We start from the raw sequence: 20,134 nt of genomic DNA, 5'->3' as shown, positions 1-20,134 counted from the left end.
CTCATGTGCCACCCCAAATAGTGACGACAGGAGAACAATATGGCAGTCTTGCCGCCTGATGACGAAAAATAACGAGGAAACGTTTATGACAATTGTGCGCATTGATGCCGAAGCCCGCTGGTCTGATGTGGTGATCCATAACCAGACGCTCTACTACACCGGCGTCCCGGCTAACCTGGACGCGGATGCGTTCGAGCAGACGGCAAATACCCTGGCGCAGATTGACGCGGTGCTGGAAAAACAGGGCAGCGACAAATCCCGCATTCTGGATGCGACGATTTTCCTGGCAAACAAAGATGACTTCGCGGCAATGAACAAAGCCTGGGATGCGTGGGTGGTGGCGGGTCACGCGCCTGTACGCTGCACCGTACAGGCCACGCTGATGAAGCCGGAATACAAGGTCGAGATTAAGATTATCGCGGCCGTTTAAGCCCGATTACTCTTCATCTTCATCCTCGAAACGCGCCACGATCCGCTCGCCGGTATGCGTGGCGCGCAGTTCTTCCGCCACCAGGGAAATCGCCTGTCCGCTGCTCATCCCCTGGGACATCAGTTCCTGAATTCGCTCAACCGCTTTCTGCTGCTGTTCATGGCTCAGAGAAGGTAAACCTGCAAACATCGTCAACTCCTGCTAAATTATTCGCGCTAATTATTTCACGCTGCCCGGTAGTATGCCATACATGAACATGCGCTTCCCCACTGTTATTACCCTGCCCTGGCGGACAGACGCCGCTGAATACTGGTTTGCCCGCCTGAGCCATCTTCCGTTTGCGATGCTGCTGCATTCCGGCCATGCGGATCATCCCTATAGCCGCTTTGATATTCTGGTCGCCGATCCGCTGAAGACGCTGACAACCGATGACCTTTCGCTGACGGACGATCCGCTGGTGCAGCTTCAGCACGACATTAACGCGCTGGGCTTATCTGCCACACCCAACCCGGACCTTCCTTTTCAGGGGGGCGCGCTGGGCCTGTTTGGCTACGATCTGGGTCGCCGTTTCGAAACGCTGCCGGAGCATGCGCAGGCTGATATTTCCCTGCCCGACATGGCCGTGGGGCTGTATGACTGGGCGTTAATTGTTGATCACCAGAAAAAAACGGTTTCCCTGCTGAGCCATCGTGACGTGCAGGCGCGTCTGGCCTGGCTTGAGGCGCAACAGGCTGCACCCGCAGAGATGTTCACGCTGACCTCCGACTGGCGCTCGAACATGAGCGCCGCAGAGTATGGCGAAAAATTCGCGCGCGTTCAGGCGTATCTGCAAAGCGGTGACTGCTACCAGGTTAACCTTGCCCAGCGCTTCCAGGCGACATACCGGGGAGATGAGTGGCAGGCGTTTACCCGTCTTAATGCCAGCAATAAGGCGCCGTTTAGCGCGTTTGTGCGTCTGGAACAGGGGGCGATCCTCAGCCTGTCGCCCGAGCGTTTTATTCATCTGGCCGAGGGCACGATTCAAACCCGTCCGATTAAAGGCACCTTGCCGCGTCTTGCCGATCCCGACGCCGACCGCAAGCAGGCGGAAAAACTCGCCGCCTCGCCGAAAGACCGCGCCGAAAACCTGATGATTGTCGATCTGATGCGTAACGACATTGGCCGGGTGGCCGTTCCGGGCAGCGTCCGCGTGCCGGAACTGTTTGTCGTCGAGCCTTTCCCGGCGGTGCATCATCTGGTCAGCACCATTACCGCGCGGCTGCCTGACTCGCGCACGGCCTGCGACCTGCTGCGCGCGGCGTTCCCGGGCGGCTCCATCACCGGCGCGCCAAAGGTGCGGGCGATGGAGATCATTGATGAGCTGGAGCCGCACCGCCGCAACGCCTGGTGCGGCAGCATTGGCTATATCAGTCTGTGCGGCACGCTGGATACCAGCATTACCATTCGTACGCTGACCGCCTGCAACGGAAACCTTTACTGTTCGGCCGGGGGCGGCATTGTTGCCGACAGTGAGGTCGATGCGGAATATCAGGAAACCTTTGATAAAGTTAACCGTATCCTGAAACAACTGGAGTAATCACGGGTGGAAAAAGAGAACCTGACGCTGGATGACTTTTTATCGCGTTTTCAGCTATTACGGCCGCAGGTTAACCGCGAAGCGCTGAATCAACGTCAGGCGGCCGTGCTGATCCCGGTCGTGCGTCGCGCGCAGCCGGGCCTGCTGCTCACCCAGCGTTCCGCCCATTTACGCAAGCACGCGGGTCAGGTCGCTTTTCCGGGGGGCGCGGTAGACAGCTCCGACGCCTCGCTGATTGCCGCCGCGCTGCGCGAAGCGCAGGAAGAGGTGGCCATTCCGCCGGAGGCCGTTGAGGTCATCGGCGTGCTGCCGCCCGTCGACAGCGTCACCGGTTTTCAGGTCACGCCGGTTGTCGGCATTATCCCGCCAGGCCTGCAGTATCACGCCAGCGTCGATGAAGTCTCCGCGGTGTTTGAAATGCCGCTGGAGGAAGCCCTCCGACTGAGTCGTTACCACCCGCTGGATATTCAGCGTCGTGGGCATGACCATCGGGTCTGGTTGTCCTGGTATCAGCATTATTTTGTCTGGGGCATGACGGCGGGCATTATTCGTGAGCTGGCGTTGCAAATCGGCCTGAAGCCTTGACTATACTTTACATTCCGCCCTCTTCTGCCAGGTTTGCGATCTGCGTCGCGCTATTAGCAAAACCCATCGTTAACCATTAGTTTAATTCATGTGAATAGTTAAGCCGAGGTCGGTGTTCCCTCTTACACTATGCGCAGTTATAACATCGTTACTGGAACCCCGGTAACCCTGTCAGGAGTGTGAAAGTGATTAGTATATTCGACATGTTCAAAGTGGGAATTGGCCCTTCGTCCTCCCATACTGTTGGCCCGATGAAGGCCGGTAAACAGTTCGTCGATGATCTGGTCGAAAAAGGATTACTGGAAAGCGTTACCCGTGTCGCCGTGGATGTTTACGGCTCGCTGTCATTAACGGGTAAAGGCCACCACACCGATATCGCCATTATTATGGGTCTGGCAGGCAACATGCCGGATACCGTTGATATTGATGCCATCCCGGCATTTATCCGCGACGTGGAAACACGCGGTCGCCTGCTGCTGGCAAACGGCCAGCAGGAAGTCGATTTTCCGCAGGATGACGGCATGCGTTTCCGTAGCGACAACCTGCCGCTGCATGAAAACGGCATGACCATTCACGCCTGGAGCGGTGAAAAAGAGATCTACAGCAAGACGTACTACTCCATCGGCGGTGGCTTCATCGTGGATGAAGAGCATTTTGGCAAAGACAGCGTCGGCGACGTCAACGTACCGTACCCGTTCAAATCGGCTACCGAGATGCTGGGCTACTGCAAAGAGACCGGTCTTTCACTGTCCGGTATGGTGATGCAGAACGAACTGGCCCTGCACAGCAAAAAAGAGATTGAAGACTATTTTGCGAACGTCTGGCAAACCATGCGCGCCTGTATCGATCGCGGGATGAACACCGAAGGCGTTCTGCCGGGTCCACTGCGCGTACCGCGTCGTGCCTCCGCCCTGCGCCGTATGCTGGTGACCACGGACAAGTTCTCCAACGACCCGATGAACGTGGTTGACTGGGTAAACATGTTTGCCCTGGCCGTTAACGAAGAGAACGCCGCCGGTGGTCGCGTCGTGACGGCGCCAACCAACGGCGCCTGCGGTATCGTCCCGGCAGTGCTGGCCTACTACGATCACTTTATTGAGCCCGTGACGCCGGACATCTACATTCGCTATTTCCTGGCGGCAGGTGCCATCGGCGCGCTGTACAAGATGAACGCCTCCATCTCCGGTGCGGAAGTGGGCTGTCAGGGTGAAGTCGGCGTGGCCTGTTCCATGGCGGCGGCAGGTCTGGCAGAGCTGCTGGGCGCAAGCCCTGAGCAGGTCTGCGTGGCGGCTGAAATCGGTATGGAACATAACCTCGGTCTGACCTGTGACCCGGTCGCGGGCCAGGTGCAGGTGCCGTGCATCGAGCGTAACGCGATTGCCTCGGTGAAAGCCATCAACGCCTCACGTATGGCGATGCGCCGTACCAGCGAACCTCGCGTATCGCTGGATAAGGTGATTGAAACCATGTACGAAACCGGCAAAGACATGAACGCGAAATACCGCGAGACGTCCCGTGGTGGCCTGGCCATTAAGGTGCAGTGCGACTAATACTGCCTTTCGCCCATCTGCAACGGATGGGCGAATTTCCCTCTTCTTCCTCGTCTCCCGCTGTTTTCCCCACTACACTTTCACTGTTGCGTCCGGCTTTTGTGGCTGGTGGCTTATCAGGCGACCGTTCATGCAAACTGCACAAACGATCATTAAAAACTATCGCCGAAAACGCGTTATCGTCTGTGTCACGGTTGCGCTCCTCACACTCATCCTGACGTTAGGCATTCGCTTTATTTCACAGCGCAATGTTAATCAACAGCGGATCCTCGATTTTACCAGCCACACCGTCCGCGCTCTTGATAACATACTGCTTTCTCTGGAGAACCGCCGCAGCGTGCTGCAGCCCCTGGTGGGACAGCCCTGTCCCCAGGCGCACCTGGCGCTGCGAAAGCAGGCCGCCATTTTGCAGACGGTACGCTCTATCGCCCTGATTAAAGACGGTATCCTGTACTGCTCGAGTATTTTCGGAAGCCGCGATGTGCCCGTTCGTGACTTCCTGAAAGAACTCCCCGCCAGCACGACGAAGCTGATTTTATCCACCGACCAGTGGTTGCTTAAGGACAGCCCGATATTGATTCAGTGGTATCCCGTTTCTCAGGACGGTGAAGCAGGCGTCATCGAGATCATCAATATCGATCTGATCGCCAAAATGATCCTCGAGCCCCAGCGCCCGCTTATCAATGACGTGGCGCTGACCGTGGGCGATCGCTTTCTGCGCTATGGTCAACGCGTCAGCGACAGCCTGACGTTTGATGATGAAGACTCTCTTTTCCAGCAGTCATCAACCCGAAATCCTTTCACCATTACGGTCAGCGGGCCAGGTCCTGGAGCATTAGCCTTAAAAAGCCTGCCAGCCCAGCTGCCGCTGGGGCTTATGCTGAGCCTGTTGCTGGGCTATCTCGCCTGGCTGGCGACGGCAAACCGGATGAGCTTTACGTGGGAGATTGATATGGGCATTGCGGGGCGGGAATTTGAGCTTTTCTGCCAGCCGCTGGTGAATGCCCGCACCCAGGCGTGTACTGGCGTGGAGATCCTGCTGCGCTGGAACAACCCCCGTCAGGGTTGGATCACCCCGGAGGTGTTTATTCCTCTGGCAGAAGAACATAACCAGATTGTCCCCCTGACCCGCTATGTCATCGCCGAAACGGTGCGCCAGATAGGCTACTTCCCTTCCAGCGCCGGTTTTCACATCGGCATTAACGTTGCCGCCAGCCATTTCCGTCACGCGGTGTTGATACAGGACCTGAACCGTCTCTGGTTCAGCGCCTTTCCGCGCCAGCAGCTGGTGATAGAACTCACGGAACGGGATGCGCTGCTGGATGCGGATTATCGCATCGTGCGCGAACTGCATCGCAAAGGGGTGAAGCTCGCCATCGACGATTTTGGCACCGGAAACAGCTCTCTCTCCTGGCTTGAGAAGCTGCACCCGGACGTACTGAAAATCGACCAGTCCTTTACCACCGCCATCGGCACCGACGCCGTGAACTCGACGGTGACGGATATGATTATTGCGCTGGGCCAGCGGCTTGATATTGAACTGGTTGCTGAGGGGGTCGAGACAGAGGAGCAGGCGCGCTATTTGCGCCGCCACGGCGTGCCTGTCCTGCAGGGCTTTTTCTATGCGCGGCCCATGCCGCTACGGGATTTTCCGAAGTGGCTGGCGGGGAGCGCGCCCCCGCCAGCGCATCATAACGGGCACATCGTGCCCTTAATGCCGCTGCGCTAAGCCGGCTTACTCATCTTCGTCGTGGGCTGATTGTTCTTTAACAATACGAACCATATCAACGCGATAGTCGTTGGCTTCAACGATCGTAATGTGCAGCGGCGAAAGCTCGATCACATCTCCGACGCGCGGGATTTGCCCGTTAACGGCGATCACCAGACCGGCAACGGTCGCGATGTCTTCTTCATCGTTAATCACGTTTTCCAGCCCCAGCGTGTGCGAGAGCGCGTGCAGGTCGGTGGTACCTTTAACCAGCCAGCCTTCACCGTCGGCAACAATCTCTGGCGTTTCGTCTGCATCCGGGAACTCACCGGCAATCGCTTCCAGCACGTCCAGCGGCGTGACCAGCCCCTGCACCACGCCAAACTCGTTGGTGACGATAACAAAGCTACCGCGAGCGCGACGCAGCACCCCGAGCAGGTTGATCGGATCCAGGGTTTCCGGCACGACAATCGCAGGCGACGCCGCAGCAACGGCTTCCACGTTGACGCCCTCTTCCAGGGCCACCAGCATCTCTTTCGCCCGCACGACGCCGATGATCTCATCCAGCTCACCACGACACACCGGGAACAGGCTGTGCGGTGAAGAGAGCAGCTGCTGGCGAATTTCATCCACGCTCAGGTTAGCATCGACCCAGCTGATTTCCCCGCGCGGCGTCATGATGCCGCGCAGCGAACGGGAGGCCAGGGAGAGCACGCCGTTAATCATGTAGCGTTCCTGTTCCACAAACGCCCCTTCCGGGACCGGAACCGGATTATGGTTTTCGGAATCAGACTGAACGTTCACCTGACGACGACCGCCCATCAGGCGCAGAATGGCATCTGCGGTACGGGCACGCAGCGGCTGATTCGACTGCTGCTTAATAAAGTTACGACGCGCAATCTGGTTGAACAGCTCGATCAGGATCGAGAAGCCAATCGCGGCGTACAGGTAGCCTTTCGGAATATGGAAGCCAAAGCCTTCCGCCACCAGGCTCAGACCAATCATCAGCAGGAAGCTCAGACACAGCACGACCACCGTTGGATGCTGGTTGACGAAGCGCGTCAGCGGCTTCGAGGCCAGCAGCATCACCGCCATTGCAATAACGACAGCCGCCATCATTACCGGTAGATGGTTCACCATGCCGACCGCCGTGATCACCGCATCCAGCGAGAAGACCGCATCAAGCACCACGATCTGCAGTACCACCACCCAGAAGCTGGCATAGCCTTTACCGTGCCCATCATCGTGCTGACGGTTTTCCAGCCGCTCGTGAAGCTCTGTCGTCGCTTTGAAGAGCAGGAATATCCCCCCAATCAGCATGATTAAATCACGCCCGGAGAAGGTGTAATCCATGACGGAGAACAGCGGTTTGGTCAGCGTGACCATCCAGGAGATGACGGAGAGCAGCCCCAGTCGCATGACCAGCGCCAGCGAGAGACCAATCAGACGCGCTTTATCACGCTGTTTTGGCGGCAGTTTGTCCGCAAGGATGGCGATAAACACCAGGTTATCAATGCCGAGAACAATCTCCAGCACCACCAGCGTGAGCAATCCCACCCAGATTGACGGGTCCATTAAGAATTCCATGACAAGCTCCTGCTAAAGGAATGACGAAACGGTGCCCCACTCAATGTGGGCAAAACAGAGGTAAACAGAGTCGATACGTGGCGAGGATCGCCGGTGAATAAGGCGCGAAATGGCCTGGTAGATGACTGACGTCGGTGACGGTCCATATAGTGGGCTGTAGCCCTATACTCCTGAACAATTAAACGGAGGCTAAACATATCAGAGAGACTGTGTTTTTAGCAAAGATTTACGTTCCTTTGCAAAGTTCTGTAACACAGCCGCTTTACGCTACAGATAAATCTGTAACGCGTGGCTAAATTACGGATCTTCATCACATAAATTATTTTTTCACTATCTAAAATAATTCGCGGAAGTCTTAGTTTTTTGAACTCTAACCCTTATCTGAATCGATTCGGTTCGCCAATACGATTCTCAGTACGACTGCCTGGCAGGCGTATTAATGATAATAAAAGGAGGTAGCAAGTGACCATTGCTATTGTCATAGGCACACATGGTTGGGCTGCTGAGCAGCTACTCAAAACGGCAGAGATGCTGTTGGGCGAGCAGGAAAACGTCGGCTGGATCGATTTCGTTCCCGGTGAAAACGCCGAGACGCTGATTGAGAAGTACAACGCTCAACTCGAGAAGCTGGATACCAGCAAAGGCGTGCTGTTTCTCGTTGATACATGGGGCGGCAGCCCGTTCAATGCTGCCAGCCGCATTGTCGTCGATAAAGAGCACTATGAAGTTGTCGCCGGGGTCAACATTCCCATGCTGGTGGAAACCTTCATGGCGCGCGACGACAATCCGGCGTTCGATGAGCTGGTGGCACTGGCCGTTGAAACTGGTCGCGAAGGGGTTAAGGCCCTGAAAGCGCAGCCGGTTGAAAAACCTGCCCCTGCGCCTGCAGCGGCACCGAAAGCGGTAGCACCGGCAAAACCGATGGGCCCGAACGATTACATGGTTATCGGCCTTGCGCGTATTGATGACCGTTTAATCCACGGCCAGGTCGCCACGCGCTGGACCAAAGAGACCAACGTTCGACGCATTATCGTGGTCAGCGACGAAGTGGCCGCCGATTCCGTTCGTAAAACCCTTCTGACTCAGGTTGCTCCTCCTGGCGTTACCGCGCACGTCGTGGATGTCGCCAAGATGATCCGCGTTTACAACAACCCGAAATACGCGGGTGAACGCGTGATGCTGCTGTTCACTAACCCGACAGACGTTGAGCGCATTGTTGAAGGCGGCGTGAAAATCACCTCCGTGAACATTGGTGGTATGGCATTCCGTCAGGGCAAAACGCAGGTCAACAACGCCATTTCAGTCGATGCGAAAGATATCGAGGCATTCAACAAGCTGAATGCGCGCGGTATTGAGCTGGAAGCCCGTAAGGTTTCCACGGATCAAAAACTGAAAATGATGGATTTGATCGGCAAAGTTGGGAAATAAGCCCGCGCCGGTTCTCATATAAAGTTTACGTAATAGGAGAAGTGCAATGGAGATTACCACTCTTCAGATTGTGCTGGTGTTCGTGGTCGCATGTATTGCGGGTATGGAATCCGTACTTGATGAATTTCAGTTCCACCGCCCGCTGGTGGCCTGTACCCTGATTGGGGCCGTTCTGGGTGACATGAAAACCGGTATCATCATCGGTGGTACCCTGGAAATGATCGCCCTGGGCTGGATGAACATCGGCGCGGCGGTTGCGCCCGATGCCGCGCTGGCCTCTATCATTTCGACCGTTCTGGTTATTGCCGGTCACCAGAGTATTGGTGCAGGTATCGCCCTGGCAATCCCGCTGGCAGCCGCAGGCCAGGTTCTGACCATCATCGTTCGTACTATTACCGTTGCCTTCCAGCACGCGGCGGATAAGGCGGCCGACAACGGCAACCTCACGGCCCTGTCATGGATCCACGTTTCATCCCTGTTCCTGCAGGCGATGCGTATCGCGATCCCGGCGGTTATCGTGGCGATCTCTGTGGGTACCAGTGAAGTCCAGAGCATGCTGAACGCCATTCCTGAAGTGGTCACCGGCGGCCTGAACATAGCGGGCGGTATGATCGTGGTCGTTGGTTATGCGATGGTCATCAACATGATGCGCGCAGGCTACCTGATGCCGTTCTTCTACCTCGGCTTCGTGACCGCGGCCTTCACCAACTTCAACCTGGTTGCACTGGGTGTGATCGGTGCGGTGATGGCGATTCTCTACATCCAGCTCAGCCCGAAATATAACCGCGTCGCGGGTGCCCCAGCGCAGGCTGCTGGTAACAACGATCTCGATAACGAACTGGACTAACAGGTGAGCGAAATGGTTGATATGACAAAAACTACCACCGAGAAAAAACTCACTCCGGGTGATATTCGTGGCGTGTTCATCCGTTCTAACCTGTTTCAGGGTTCATGGAACTTCGAACGTATGCAGGCGCTGGGCTTCTGCTTCTCCATGGTACCGGCGATCAAACGCCTGTACCCGGAAAACAACGAAGCGCGCCGTCAGGCCATCAAGCGTCACCTGGAATTCTTTAACACCCATCCTTACGTTGCGGCTCCCGTACTGGGCGTAACGCTGGCAATGGAAGAACAGCGTGCAAACGGCGCAGAGATTGACGATGGTGCTATCAACGGTATCAAAGTCGGTCTGATGGGTCCGCTGGCCGGTGTCGGTGACCCTATCTTCTGGGGTACCGTGCGTCCGGTCTTCGCGGCACTGGGTGCCGGTATCGCGATGAGCGGCAGCCTGCTTGGCCCGCTGCTGTTCTTCATCCTGTTCAACGCCGTGCGTCTGCTGACCCGTTACTACGGCGTGGCCTATGGCTACCGTAAAGGGGTGGACATCGTTAAGGACATGGGCGGCGGCTTCCTGCAGAAACTGACTGAGGGGGCGTCAATCCTCGGCCTGTTTGTCATGGGGGCACTGGTTAACAAGTGGACGCACGTGAACATCCCGCTGGTGGTATCAACCATCACCGGGCAGGATGGTCAGACGCGCGTCACCACCGTGCAGACGATTCTGGATCAGCTGATGCCGGGCCTGGTCCCGCTGCTGTTGACCTTCGCCTGCATGTGGCTGCTGCGTAAGAAAGTGAACCCGCTGTGGATTATCGTTGGCTTCTTCGTCATCGGTATCGCGGGCTACGCCGTCGGCCTGCTGGGTCTGTAAGTATCAATGCTATAGGCCGGGGGCTTGCCCCCGGTTTTTTTTATCTGGAGGATGAATGACTGTCACGGACATCGTACTGGTTTTATTTGTTGTTGCCCTTCTGGCTTACGCGATCTATGACGAGTTCATCATGCCCCGCCGTCACGGCGAGACGCTGCTCTCCCTTCCCCTTCTGCGACGCGGGCGCGTGGATGCCTTTATCTTCGTGGGTCTCATCGCCATTCTTATTTACAATAACGTTACCAGCCATGGTGCATTATTAACCACATGGTTATTATGTGCGCTGGCATTAATGGCGATTTATCTGTTCTGGATCCGCACGCCGAAAATCATTTTTAAATCCCACGGATTTTTCTTCGCCAATGTGTGGATAGAATATAACCGTATTAAAGAGATGAATTTATCCGAAGACGGCGTGCTGGTGATGCAATTAGAACAACGCCGCCTGCTTATTCGGGTGAAGAATATTGACGACCTGGAAAAGATATACAAGTTACTCGTTAAAACTCAATGAGTTAGATATATAGCAATGGCTATATACTGCGTTTATCTGGCGCAAGAAATATAGCCAAAGCTATATCTCCTTCGTTAATTTTATCTCTATTTGTTAACGATATTTTCACGCTTAAAGACAAATGAAAATCGTTATCAACAAGTGTTTTAAATAATGCCTCTTCAATGTTGTTTTATATTCTCAAAATATGTTAAGGTTGCGCCCGTCGTTGGGGAGTAGCCGATTTCCTGTTCGCAGGAAATGTACGTGTCAACATACTCGTTGAAAAACGTGGCACGTACGGATCGCTGACAGCACATCTTATGTGCAGCGCGATCAGGCGAGACCATAGATACATCAACTGCTGTTTACTGGGGGCAGTGATGTGTCATATGGATATCCCCGGTCTGGACGCTGTTATGAATATCTCCGCTACGATCCTTCTCGCTTTTGGCATGTCCATGGACGCATTCGCTGCTTCCATCGGAAAAGGCGCCACGCTCCACAAACCTAAGTTCTCAGAAGCCCTGCGTACCGGTCTGATTTTTGGCGCTATCGAAACGCTGACGCCGCTTATCGGCTGGGGTCTTGGCATGCTCGCCAGCCAGTTCGTGCTGGAGTGGAACCACTGGATTGCGTTCGTCCTGCTGGTATTTCTCGGTGGCCGAATGGTGATTGAAGGTTTTCGCGGCAGCGATGAAGAAGACGAGGAGCCTCAGCACCGCCACGGGTTCTGGCTGCTGGTCACCACGGCCATTGCCACCAGCCTTGATGCGATGGCCGTCGGTGTCGGTCTGGCATTCCTGCAGGTCAATATCATTGCCACCGCGCTGGCCATCGGCTGCGCAACCCTGATTATGTCCACGCTGGGCATGATGGTCGGACGGTTTATCGGCCCGCTGCTGGGTAAACGCGCTGAGATCCTGGGGGGGATTGTGTTGATTGGCATTGGTGCCCAAATCCTCTGGGCACACTTCGCCGGTTAATCTTCGCGCTGCCAGAGGTGGATACTGAAGTCCGTCTGGCAGCCAAATGTTGAGTGTGCCGCTAACGCTTCCCATACTTCCGGTTTTGCCCGCCACGCGAACGGCGTCATCTGCAATAACGCGACGGCCTCTTCCCCTTTCAGCGTCATTTCGTACGCCACCGATTCCGCTTGCTTCAGGGTAAAACCGGCCAGCTGCTCAGAATGCGGGGCATGCAGACGCACTTCGTCGTAGATCAGCCCTTTCAGCTCCATCAGATGACGCGGGCCCGGCGTCACGGTGACTACCCATCCGCCCGGTTTTACCACGCGAGCCAGCTCTTCCGCCTTGCAGGGCGCGTAAATGCGAATAACCGCGTCCATGCTGGCATCGTCAAACGGCAGCCGGTGGCTGGACGCCACGCAGAACGTCACGTCCGCGTAACGCTTTGCCGCTGCGCGAATCGCCACTTTCGACACGTCCAGACCGAACGTCTGTGCGCCCTTCTCACGAGCAACCTCCGCAAACCGTGCGGTGTAGTATCCTTCCCCACAGCCGATATCGAGCATGGCGGTGGCTGAATCCGGCAGAATGTCATCCAGCATCTGCGCGACGGTCTCCCGCAGCGGCAGATAGTGCCCGGCATCAAGAAATGCGCGTCGCGCCTGCATCATCTCTGCACTGTCGCCTGGATCGCGGGAGCGTTTATGCTGCACCGGCAGAAGATTCACGTAGCCTTCTTTTGCCCTATCAAACTGATGCCCCTGCGGACAAGTATAACTTTTATCTGAGTGCGTCAGGGGGGCGTGGCAAAGGGGACAGCTGAAGGACATGGTGACTCCGGAGCATAATCAAAGGGCGAAGTGTACCGCTATTCGCCCTGGTTATAAACGCCCGGTTAACGCATAACGATAAGGTGATCGGACCCTGCCGGTAACCCGTCAGGTTTCACATTTTCCAGACGCAGCACGTTGCCCATAATCTCACTGAAGACAGGGGCGGAGACGGCCCCGCCGTAGTAGGCACCATTTTGCGGATCGTTAATCACCACCACCAGGGCAAAACGCGGATTGCTGGCAGGTGCAACCCCTGCGGTGTAGGCGACGTATTTATCGACATACTTCCCGCTATCGTCAATTTTCTTCGCCGTACCGGTTTTCACCGCCACCCGGTAATCACGAACGGCGGCCTTAACCCCTCCGCCGCCCGGCAGCGCAACGCTCTCCATCATATGCTCCACCTCGTGCGCAATCTCTTCTGGCATGACGCGTTGCCCGATAACAGGGGGATCGATACGCGTAATCGAGAGAGGTCGCTCAAGCCCGAAGCCGCCAATCGTGGCGTAGACGTGCGCCAGCTGGAGCGGCGTCACCATCAGCCCGTAGCCGAAGGCAAATGTCGCGCGGTCGAGCTGGCTCCAGTATTTACGCTGGGGCAACAGCCCCGCGCTCTCACCCGTTAAGCCAAGCCCCGTATTCGTGCCGAATCCAAAATTTCGGTAGGTATCAATAAGATGCTGGACAGGCATTGCCAGGGACAGTCGGGACACGCCGGTGTCGCTCGATTTTTGCAGGATCCCGGTCATTGTCAGTTCAGGATAATAGCCCACATCGCGGATACGATGCCCGTCGAGGGTATACGGATGCGTGTCAATGACGCTGTCCGGCTGCACCAGCCCCTGCTGCAGGGCCGTCATCAGCACCAGCGGCTTGACCGTGGAACCCGGTTCGAACGTATCGCTGATCGCACGGTTGCGAAAATCGTTTATCGTTGCGCCTTCCCGGTTATTGGGGTTGAAATCCGGATAGCTCGCCATGGCGAGTATTTCCCCTGTGGGGATATTAATGAGCACCGAGGCCCCAGACTCGGCCTTGTTCCAGGCCACGGCATTATCGAGCGCATCCTCGGTGATGGTTTGCAGACGCTCGTCGATACTTAACTGGATGTTATGCGCCGGCGCGGGCGCAACTTCCGTCAGGTTTTCAACCACGCGTCCATAGCGATCTTCCCTTACCTGGCGCACACCCGCCTTGCCGGTCAGCTGCGCGTTGAAGCTTTTTTCCACGCCCTCAATGCCCTGCCCGTCAATATTGGTGAAGCCAATCAGGTTCGCTGCCACATGGCCGGCAGGATAAAAACGGCGGGATTCATCGCGTAAATTGATGCCGGGCAGATTGAGTTTATCTATCCACTTTGCCTGTGCCGGATCGACCTGACGGGCAAGATAAATAAAACGGCCCTGCGGGTTGGCGTTGATTCGCGCCGAGAGTGCGCCCAGGGAGAGATGTAGCGCGTTTGCCAACGCCTGCCAGCGTTCGTCGACGCCAACGCCTCCTTTTGCCAGCACCGTTTTAGGATCGGCCCAAACGGCCCGTACAGGCACGCTCACCGCCAGGGGACGACCTTCGCGATCCATTATCATGCCGCGCGGCGCATCAATCGCCAGCTGGCGGAGGGAGCGCATATCTTCCTGCTTCACCAGATTGTCAGGCTTGATGATTTGCAGCCAGGCTACGCGGCCAAGTAAAAAGGCCAGACTACAGAAAATAGCTAAACAGAGCAGCGCAAAACGCGCTGGCGTGAAATTGCCAGCGGTCATTATCAATTTCTTCTTCACCTGAACCCCAGGACTGTTAAACAACGCCCTGATTTAACGGGAAAAGATGCGCTTAGGGAGGCGAAACAGTGCTACTAACCTCGCAGCTTTGCAACAAGTTACTAACAAGACCGTGAATGGTAATATTTTGAAAGATTAAGGACATAAAAAAGCCCCGCGTTATGCGAGGCTTTATGTCTGAGAGTGAAGTGCTAAGCGCTTCAGTCAGCAGCGGTTCGATCAGATAGCAGTTACGTTAACTGCAGCTGGGCCTTTCTGGCCGTCCTGAATTTCGAACTCAACGTTCTGGCCTTCAGCCAGAGTTTTGAAGCCGTTACCCTGGATTGCAGAGAAGTGTACGAACACGTCTTTGCTGCCGTCAGCAGGAGTAATGAAACCAAAACCTTTAGACTCGTTGAACCACTTAACTTGACCTTTAATCTTTGCCATTTTGCAAAATTCCTTAGAGTGTTTTCTTAGCCCGCAGGCATTAACTGAGATAAAACTGAGACATTACTGCATGAGGCACTAATATAAGGTTCGGCAGAGAAGCGGTATTCAACGACAACGTGTTTACTCAGGACTTCTTTACTGAAAATGCCACACATAAACAGAACTGTACCTCGTTTGACCCAAAACGTGTTATCACACACTATGTTTAATATGGCAAGCCATTTTTAAACATGTCTCGATCCGCCGCACAAATTCGAACAGTGCCTGTCAGGTTTTGCACAATTATGCGCATCACGTCCAGACAGCCCTGCTGCGTAACAAAGACCCAGCGTTGCTTTCACAACCGCTGTAATCTAAGACTTTTTTAACATAGCTCAATCATTACGAACCGTCCAGCAAACAGGAAAAGAAATCTTACGTCTTGATTGAGTTAGAACAATTTGTGAAAACTTATGCTTAAATCATTGTAACGCGACCAAATTGTTTCAGAGAAAAAACAGTGTTAATAACCCGCGCCCAGCTGTATTAAAATGCACCAGCGAATAAACAGCGTTATGCACCAAAATAATGAAATTTTTATGACTCTGCATCAAAAGAAGGCAAGCAAAACGTTTCGATAAAAATAAAACATTCCTGCGCGCCTTTACATCAACAATATATGCAACAATTTATCGCTTCGTTTATAAGGATAAATATTCACCAATCTTCAGTATCCTGAAAGAATGGTTAACTGGTGCTAAATTATCGAGTGCGTGAGTTAACTCCTGCACAGGTTCATCTAAGGATTCATCTGCCAGTTCAAACACGCCCCAGTGAATGGGGAACGCCAGAGGAGAGCCCAGCTGCTGCCACAATGCCACCGCAGATTGCGGATCCATATGATGGACAGCCATGAACCATCGTGGGGCATAGGCACCAATCGGTAACGCGGCGGCATCAATATGGCCCAGGCGTTCAGGTATCAACAGCAGCTCGGGCGAATACCCCGTATCACCGCTGAACCAGAAACGATGATGTCGGCCTTCCATCACCCAGCCGCACCATAATGAGCGATTGCGGTTCCATGGCGTGCGCATACTCCAGTGCTGTGCCGGTACGGCGGTCAGCGTCATCCCTTGCCAGGTGAAACTCTGCCACCAGTCTAGCTCAACCACGCGTTTTGCTCCCCGACGCCGAAACCAGTCGGCCAGGCCCAACGGAACAAAAAAACTGACGTCGGGGAAGCGTTTGAGGATACGGCGAATGGTCGCGTCATCAAGATGATCGTAATGATTATGAGAGATGACGACCGCATCAAGCTGATGAAGCTGATCGACTGACAGCGCGGGAGGCGTTTTGCGCTGTGGTCCCAGGAAAGGGAGCGGAGAAGCGCGCCGTGAAAACACCGGGTCGGTAAGGATGATATTGCCGTCCAGCTGCAGCAACACGCTCGCGTGTCCGAGCCACCACACCCCATCTTCATGAGTTTGCGTAAGCTCAACCGGTTGCCACCACTGGCGGATAAAGTCTTCATAACCCAGCGCGGGCGGCTTCGGTAAACCGGCCTCTTTACGCGCTTTACGCCAGCGGTCAAGGTCGCCGGGTTGATGTCCAACAGGATCGGTATTACGAAAACCGTTCGGGGTGTGATGTTTCAGGGAGGGGTCATACCAGGGGTTTTTCCAGACCACAGCCACCTCCCAGGACAAAAAGATTAACGCTCAGCCACCAGGCGGATAAAGTCGTCTTCGTCTTTGTTATCTTCAGCGACTGCGTCTTTCGGCGCGTCTTTCTCTTCCGGTTCGTTAGCCTCACACAGACGGCGTAGCAGCGCATTCTGACGTTTTTGCTGATCGAGCAGCGCTTCCAGCAGTTCAATCTGCTCGTTAGTACGGGAACTGGCGCGATTCACAAAAAACCAAATGACCAGCCCGACAAGCAGAACAACCAAAGAAATCATCAGGGATGCTATATTCAGCAGCCCTGAATTCAGTAACTCACCCATTTCACCACCTCAATAAAAACGTCTATTTTACCACTGGCGCGAAGGAAGGAAATCACCTTGAGAAAAAATGCGTGTTACCACGGAATAAATTTATTGATTGCGCAAACGCCGCTAAAAAACTGTACATCCTGATCGCACATCACATTGATCGTCTGCGTCCATAACACCACGCACGCTATCAGCACGATAATCAGAATTACCCAGCGTATTTTTTTCACTCCACACTCCGTCTAATGACCTGATGTAACGAGGTTATCACGCTTATCTTAAACAAGGGCTAACTATGCCGCCATCGCGCTTTTTTCAGAATCCTGCACTTGTTTCGTTTCGTAAACCGTTTACGCTAGCATTATGATAACAACGATAAAAGAGGTAATGATGCGCTTAATCATTCGAACAATTATTGCACTGGCCATTGTCTGGATTGGCCTTCTGCTAACGGGTTATGGCGTACTTGTGGGAAGCACCGAAAATGCTGCCGGGTTAGGCATTCAGTGTAAATACTTAACAGCACAAGGAATGAGCACTGCGCAATATCTGCATACTGACAGCGGGATTGTTGGCTTAACCCACTGTCCGGTCCTGCGTAAGACTTCCGTCGTGATTGATAATGGCTAGTCAGCCGGGTAAATGACCGACAAAAAACGCCGCAACAGATGCGGCGTTTTTTATGTGAACAGAGATTAGAACGGGTAGTCGTGATACCCCATCTGTTCAGAAATCTTACGTGCGGCAGTGTGGAGAATAGCCACATACTCATGCAGACGCTCTTCGGAGAAACGTAAGGTTGGGAAAGAGATACTTAAGCCCGCGATCACCACGCCAAAACGGTCAAATACCGGAACGCCGATGCAGCGCAGTCCCTCTTCCTGCTCCTCGTTATCTTCGCCATACCCCTGCTCGCGTACGCGATCGAGCACCGTTAGCAGCGCGTCCGTGCTGGTAATGGTTCGTGAGGTACTTTGCTTGTATTCCACGCCTTCGAGGATCTGCTTCACTTCCTCACGATCGCGCCACGCCAGCAGAACTTTACCAATGGCGGTACTGTAGAGCGGGTTGCGACGACCAATGCGCGAATACATGCGCAGATTGTACATGGAGTCGATTTTATGGATGTAAACAATGCTGTCTTCATCCAGCGCGCCGAGATGGATGGTCTCTTTAGTGAGGCGAGAGATTTCACGCATCTGAATATCGGCGCTGCGGATCAGGTCAACATTTTGTAGCGCGCGGGCACCCAGCTCAAACAGCTTCAGCGTCAGGGAGTATTTTTCAGATTCGCCTTCCTGGGCAACGTAACCCAGCGATTTCATGGTCTGCAAAAAGCGATATACGGTGCTTTTTGACATCATCACGCGCTGTGACAACTCTGTAATACCTATTTCACGCTCCTCTCCCAGCGCCTGTAAGATGCCAAACACCTTCAGCACGGAAGAAACAGAATCTGGCTGTTTATCCAAATCCGCAATAGCCATTTACCACCTCATAGCGAGTGTTTTATAAAAATCAGAACCGGTTTTTATTATAAGTTCCCGTCATGTCACCTGCAATCAATCCCCGTTTACTTCGTTACAAATCTGCGACATATCGCGGCTGTAACAATGCTAAAATAGTTACCCTGAGAATAATTTCACGCTGAGCTTTTTTAACCCTAATGGAAAAGACCCTTTCCGATGGCCTGCCTTTACCCCAGCGGTATGGCGCGATAGCGACCATCATTATCGGTATATCAATGGCGGTCCTTGACGGCGCAATCGCAAACGTTGCCCTGCCAACCATCGCCAGCGACCTGCACGCCTCTCCCGCCAGTTCGATATGGATTGTTAACGCCTATCAGATTGCGATCGTGGTTTCCCTGCTCTCGTTTTCTTTCCTGGGCGATATGTTCGGTTACCGTCGGGTGTATCAGTGCGGTCTGGTGGTTTTCACCTTTACGTCTTTGTTCTGTGCTCTTTCAGATTCACTGCATACCCTGACGCTTGCCCGCATTGCGCAGGGTTTTGGCGGCGCGGCGCTCATGAGCGTAAACACGGCGTTGATCCGCTTAATTTATCCGCAGCGTCATCTGGGCCGAGGCATGGGGATAAACTCGTTTATTGTCGCCGTCTCTTCTGCCGCCGGGCCAACCATTGCGGCGGCGATCCTTTCCGTTGCGTCATGGCAGTGGCTGTTCGCCATCAACGTGCCGCTGGGTATTGTCGCCATCTTCTTTGCCCTGCGCTTTCTTCCCGCTAACGGTCCCAAAAGCACCATGCCGCGCTTCGACGTGGCGAGTGCGGTGATGAATGCCCTGACCTTTGGCCTGTTGATTACGGCGCTGAGCGGCTTTGCGCAGGGACAGTCTCTGATGCTTACCGGCGCGGAGCTTATCGCCCTGCTGGCGATCGGCTTCTTCTTTGTTCGCCGCCAGCTCACTCTCCCTGTGCCTCTACTGCCTGTTGATCTGCTGCGTATTCCCCTCTTTTCCCTCTCCATTTGCACGTCTGTCTGCTCGTTCTGCGCCCAGATGCTGGCTCTGGTCTCCCTACCCTTCTTTCTGCAAAGCGTGGTTGGACGTTCAGAGGTGGAGACCGGTTTGCTGCTTACCCCCTGGCCGCTGGCGACCATGGTGATGGCACCGCTGGCAGGTTATTTAATTGAACGCGTCCATGCCGGTTTATTGGGTGCTTTGGGGCTGGCGGTGATGGCGACAGGCCTTTTCGCGCTGGCATTGCTACCGTCATCGCCAACCGATCTGGACATCATCTGGCGCATGATCCTGTGCGGCGCGGGGTTTGGTCTGTTCCAGTCCCCTAACAACCACACCATTATCACCTCCGCGCCGCGTCATCGCAGCGGAGGAGCCAGCGGTATGCTGGGGACCGCGCGCCTTCTGGGACAAAGCAGCGGTGCGGCACTGGTCGCCCTGATGTTTAACCTTGCCGGGCAAAACGGTAACCACATTGCGCTTCTCACCGCAGGTGCCCTTGCTTCCCTCGCGGCGGTCGTCAGCGGCCTGCGGGTGACACAGCCCAGGGTTCAGGCATAAAAAAAGCCGGGCAGAGTGTTCTCCTGCCCGGCTTATTAGG

General features: G+C 54.7%; 22 protein-coding genes, 1 pseudogene and 1 riboswitch. Of the genes and pseudogenes, 12 read left to right on the top strand and 11 right to left on the bottom strand.

Annotation, left to right across the window (positions count from 1 at the left end):
- The first annotated feature begins 85 nt into the window (after nt 1–85).
- Nucleotides 86–430, top strand: a complete 345-nt coding sequence (locus tag ACDO57_RS03480) for a RidA family protein (RefSeq protein ID WP_008500498.1) — start codon at nt 86–88, stop codon at nt 428–430.
- Nucleotides 431–436: 6 nt separating this feature from the next.
- On the opposite strand, the gene ACDO57_RS03475 is transcribed toward ACDO57_RS03480, so the two are convergent.
- Nucleotides 437–619: a YoaH family protein gene (locus ACDO57_RS03475; protein WP_061714889.1), complete on the bottom strand. Its 183-nt coding sequence runs from the start codon at nt 617–619 to the stop codon at nt 437–439.
- A gap of 61 nt (nt 620–680) precedes the next feature.
- Between ACDO57_RS03475 and pabB the strand changes: the two genes are divergently transcribed.
- The 4 genes from pabB to ACDO57_RS03455 all read left to right on the top strand — a co-directional run bounded on the left by pabB (nt 681) and on the right by ACDO57_RS03455 (nt 5,870).
- Nucleotides 681–2,006, top strand: coding sequence for an aminodeoxychorismate synthase component 1 (gene pabB, locus ACDO57_RS03470; RefSeq protein ID WP_370884108.1), 1,326 nt, complete (start codon nt 681–683; stop codon nt 2,004–2,006).
- Between the two features lie 6 nt (nt 2,007–2,012).
- Nucleotides 2,013–2,591 (top strand): CoA pyrophosphatase, encoded by a 579-nt coding sequence (locus tag ACDO57_RS03465; protein ID WP_048029449.1) that lies wholly within the window; start codon nt 2,013–2,015, stop codon nt 2,589–2,591.
- Nucleotides 2,592–2,776: 185 nt separating this feature from the next.
- Nucleotides 2,777–4,141 carry an L-serine ammonia-lyase gene (gene sdaA / locus ACDO57_RS03460; RefSeq protein WP_024909859.1) on the top strand — a complete coding sequence of 455 codons (1,365 nt, stop codon included), beginning with the start codon at nt 2,777–2,779 and terminating at the stop codon, nt 4,139–4,141.
- A 130-nt stretch (nt 4,142–4,271) separates the two neighbouring features.
- Nucleotides 4,272–5,870, top strand: coding sequence for a cyclic diguanylate phosphodiesterase (locus ACDO57_RS03455; protein WP_208763014.1), 1,599 nt, complete (start codon nt 4,272–4,274; stop codon nt 5,868–5,870).
- 6 nt (nt 5,871–5,876) lie between these two features.
- Here ACDO57_RS03455 and yoaE read toward each other — a convergent pair whose 3' ends face one another.
- Together yoaE and ACDO57_RS03445 are read right to left on the bottom strand one after the other, a co-directional pair.
- Nucleotides 5,877–7,436 carry a CNNM family cation transport protein YoaE gene (gene yoaE / locus ACDO57_RS03450; protein WP_032647743.1) on the bottom strand — a complete coding sequence of 520 codons (1,560 nt, stop codon included), beginning with the start codon at nt 7,434–7,436 and terminating at the stop codon, nt 5,877–5,879.
- Nucleotides 7,424–7,582, bottom strand: coding sequence for a hypothetical protein (locus ACDO57_RS03445; protein WP_370883520.1), 159 nt, complete (start codon nt 7,580–7,582; stop codon nt 7,424–7,426). Before ACDO57_RS03445 ends, yoaE begins: the two co-directional genes overlap by 13 nt.
- A 316-nt stretch (nt 7,583–7,898) precedes the next feature.
- Between ACDO57_RS03445 and manX the strand changes: the two genes are divergently transcribed.
- From manX to mntP, 5 genes are all read left to right on the top strand, one after another.
- The gene (gene manX / locus ACDO57_RS03440) at nt 7,899–8,864 is read left to right on the top strand and encodes a PTS mannose transporter subunit IIAB (protein WP_148770121.1); all 966 of its coding nucleotides are present in this window, start codon (nt 7,899–7,901) and stop codon (nt 8,862–8,864) included.
- A gap of 46 nt (nt 8,865–8,910) precedes the next feature.
- Complete coding sequence (gene manY, locus ACDO57_RS03435; RefSeq protein WP_024909729.1) at nt 8,911–9,711, top strand: PTS mannose transporter subunit IIC; 801 nt, start codon at nt 8,911–8,913, stop codon at nt 9,709–9,711.
- A 12-nt stretch (nt 9,712–9,723) separates the two neighbouring features.
- Entirely contained in the window at nt 9,724–10,575 is an 852-nt protein-coding gene (locus tag ACDO57_RS03430; protein WP_006810994.1) for a PTS mannose transporter subunit IID, read from the top strand.
- A gap of 55 nt (nt 10,576–10,630) precedes the next feature.
- Nucleotides 10,631–11,089, top strand: coding sequence for a DUF986 family protein (locus ACDO57_RS03425; RefSeq protein ID WP_048029444.1), 459 nt, complete (start codon nt 10,631–10,633; stop codon nt 11,087–11,089).
- Between the two features lie 198 nt (nt 11,090–11,287).
- A riboswitch (yybP-ykoY riboswitch) is annotated at nt 11,288–11,477 on the top strand.
- A 10-nt stretch (nt 11,478–11,487) separates the two neighbouring features.
- Nucleotides 11,488–12,054 carry a manganese efflux pump MntP gene (gene mntP / locus ACDO57_RS03420; protein WP_048992281.1) on the top strand — a complete coding sequence of 189 codons (567 nt, stop codon included), beginning with the start codon at nt 11,488–11,490 and terminating at the stop codon, nt 12,052–12,054.
- Here mntP and rlmA read toward each other — a convergent pair.
- From rlmA to mgrB, 7 genes and pseudogenes are all read right to left on the bottom strand, one after another.
- Nucleotides 12,051–12,866, bottom strand: a complete 816-nt coding sequence (rlmA, locus tag ACDO57_RS03415) for a 23S rRNA (guanine(745)-N(1))-methyltransferase (protein WP_048992199.1) — start codon at nt 12,864–12,866, stop codon at nt 12,051–12,053. The genes mntP and rlmA overlap by 4 nt on opposite strands.
- 65 nt (nt 12,867–12,931) lie before the next feature.
- Entirely contained in the window at nt 12,932–14,632 is a 1,701-nt protein-coding gene (gene ftsI / locus ACDO57_RS03410; RefSeq protein WP_090419808.1) for a peptidoglycan glycosyltransferase FtsI, read from the bottom strand.
- 237 nt (nt 14,633–14,869) lie between these two features.
- The gene (gene cspE / locus ACDO57_RS03405; RefSeq protein WP_001062678.1) at nt 14,870–15,079 is read right to left on the bottom strand and encodes a transcription antiterminator/RNA stability regulator CspE; all 210 of its coding nucleotides are present in this window, start codon (nt 15,077–15,079) and stop codon (nt 14,870–14,872) included.
- A 13-nt stretch (nt 15,080–15,092) separates the two neighbouring features.
- Nucleotides 15,093–15,237 (bottom strand): annotated as a pseudogene (locus tag ACDO57_RS03400) (DUF2627 domain-containing protein).
- Nucleotides 15,238–15,762: 525 nt separating this feature from the next.
- Nucleotides 15,763–16,752 (bottom strand): MBL fold metallo-hydrolase, encoded by a 990-nt coding sequence (locus ACDO57_RS03395; protein WP_370883519.1) that lies wholly within the window; start codon nt 16,750–16,752, stop codon nt 15,763–15,765.
- 23 nt (nt 16,753–16,775) lie between these two features.
- Nucleotides 16,776–17,066, bottom strand: a complete 291-nt coding sequence (locus tag ACDO57_RS03390; protein ID WP_024909723.1) for a YebO family protein — start codon at nt 17,064–17,066, stop codon at nt 16,776–16,778.
- 74 nt (nt 17,067–17,140) lie between these two features.
- Nucleotides 17,141–17,284: a PhoP/PhoQ regulator MgrB gene (mgrB, locus tag ACDO57_RS03385; protein WP_006175995.1), complete on the bottom strand. Its 144-nt coding sequence runs from the start codon at nt 17,282–17,284 to the stop codon at nt 17,141–17,143.
- A 160-nt stretch (nt 17,285–17,444) separates the two neighbouring features.
- Between mgrB and ACDO57_RS03380 the strand changes: the two genes are divergently transcribed.
- Nucleotides 17,445–17,684: a YobH family protein gene (locus ACDO57_RS03380; protein ID WP_090419798.1), complete on the top strand. Its 240-nt coding sequence runs from the start codon at nt 17,445–17,447 to the stop codon at nt 17,682–17,684.
- A 65-nt stretch (nt 17,685–17,749) separates the two neighbouring features.
- On the opposite strand, the gene kdgR is transcribed toward ACDO57_RS03380, so the two are convergent.
- The gene (gene kdgR / locus ACDO57_RS03375) at nt 17,750–18,541 is read right to left on the bottom strand and encodes a DNA-binding transcriptional regulator KdgR (protein ID WP_023312208.1); all 792 of its coding nucleotides are present in this window, start codon (nt 18,539–18,541) and stop codon (nt 17,750–17,752) included.
- 179 nt (nt 18,542–18,720) lie between these two features.
- On the opposite strand from kdgR, the gene ACDO57_RS03370 reads away from it, so the two are divergent.
- Complete coding sequence (locus tag ACDO57_RS03370; protein WP_024909721.1) at nt 18,721–20,094, top strand: MFS transporter; 1,374 nt, start codon at nt 18,721–18,723, stop codon at nt 20,092–20,094.
- Nucleotides 20,095–20,134: the final 40 nt, after the last annotated feature.

Source organism: Enterobacter cloacae complex sp. 2015409 (genome assembly GCF_041365315.1).
In the GTDB taxonomy this organism is placed as follows: domain Bacteria; phylum Pseudomonadota; class Gammaproteobacteria; order Enterobacterales; family Enterobacteriaceae; genus Enterobacter; species Enterobacter pseudoroggenkampii.
This window is presented reverse-complemented; position numbering and strand designations above follow the sequence as displayed.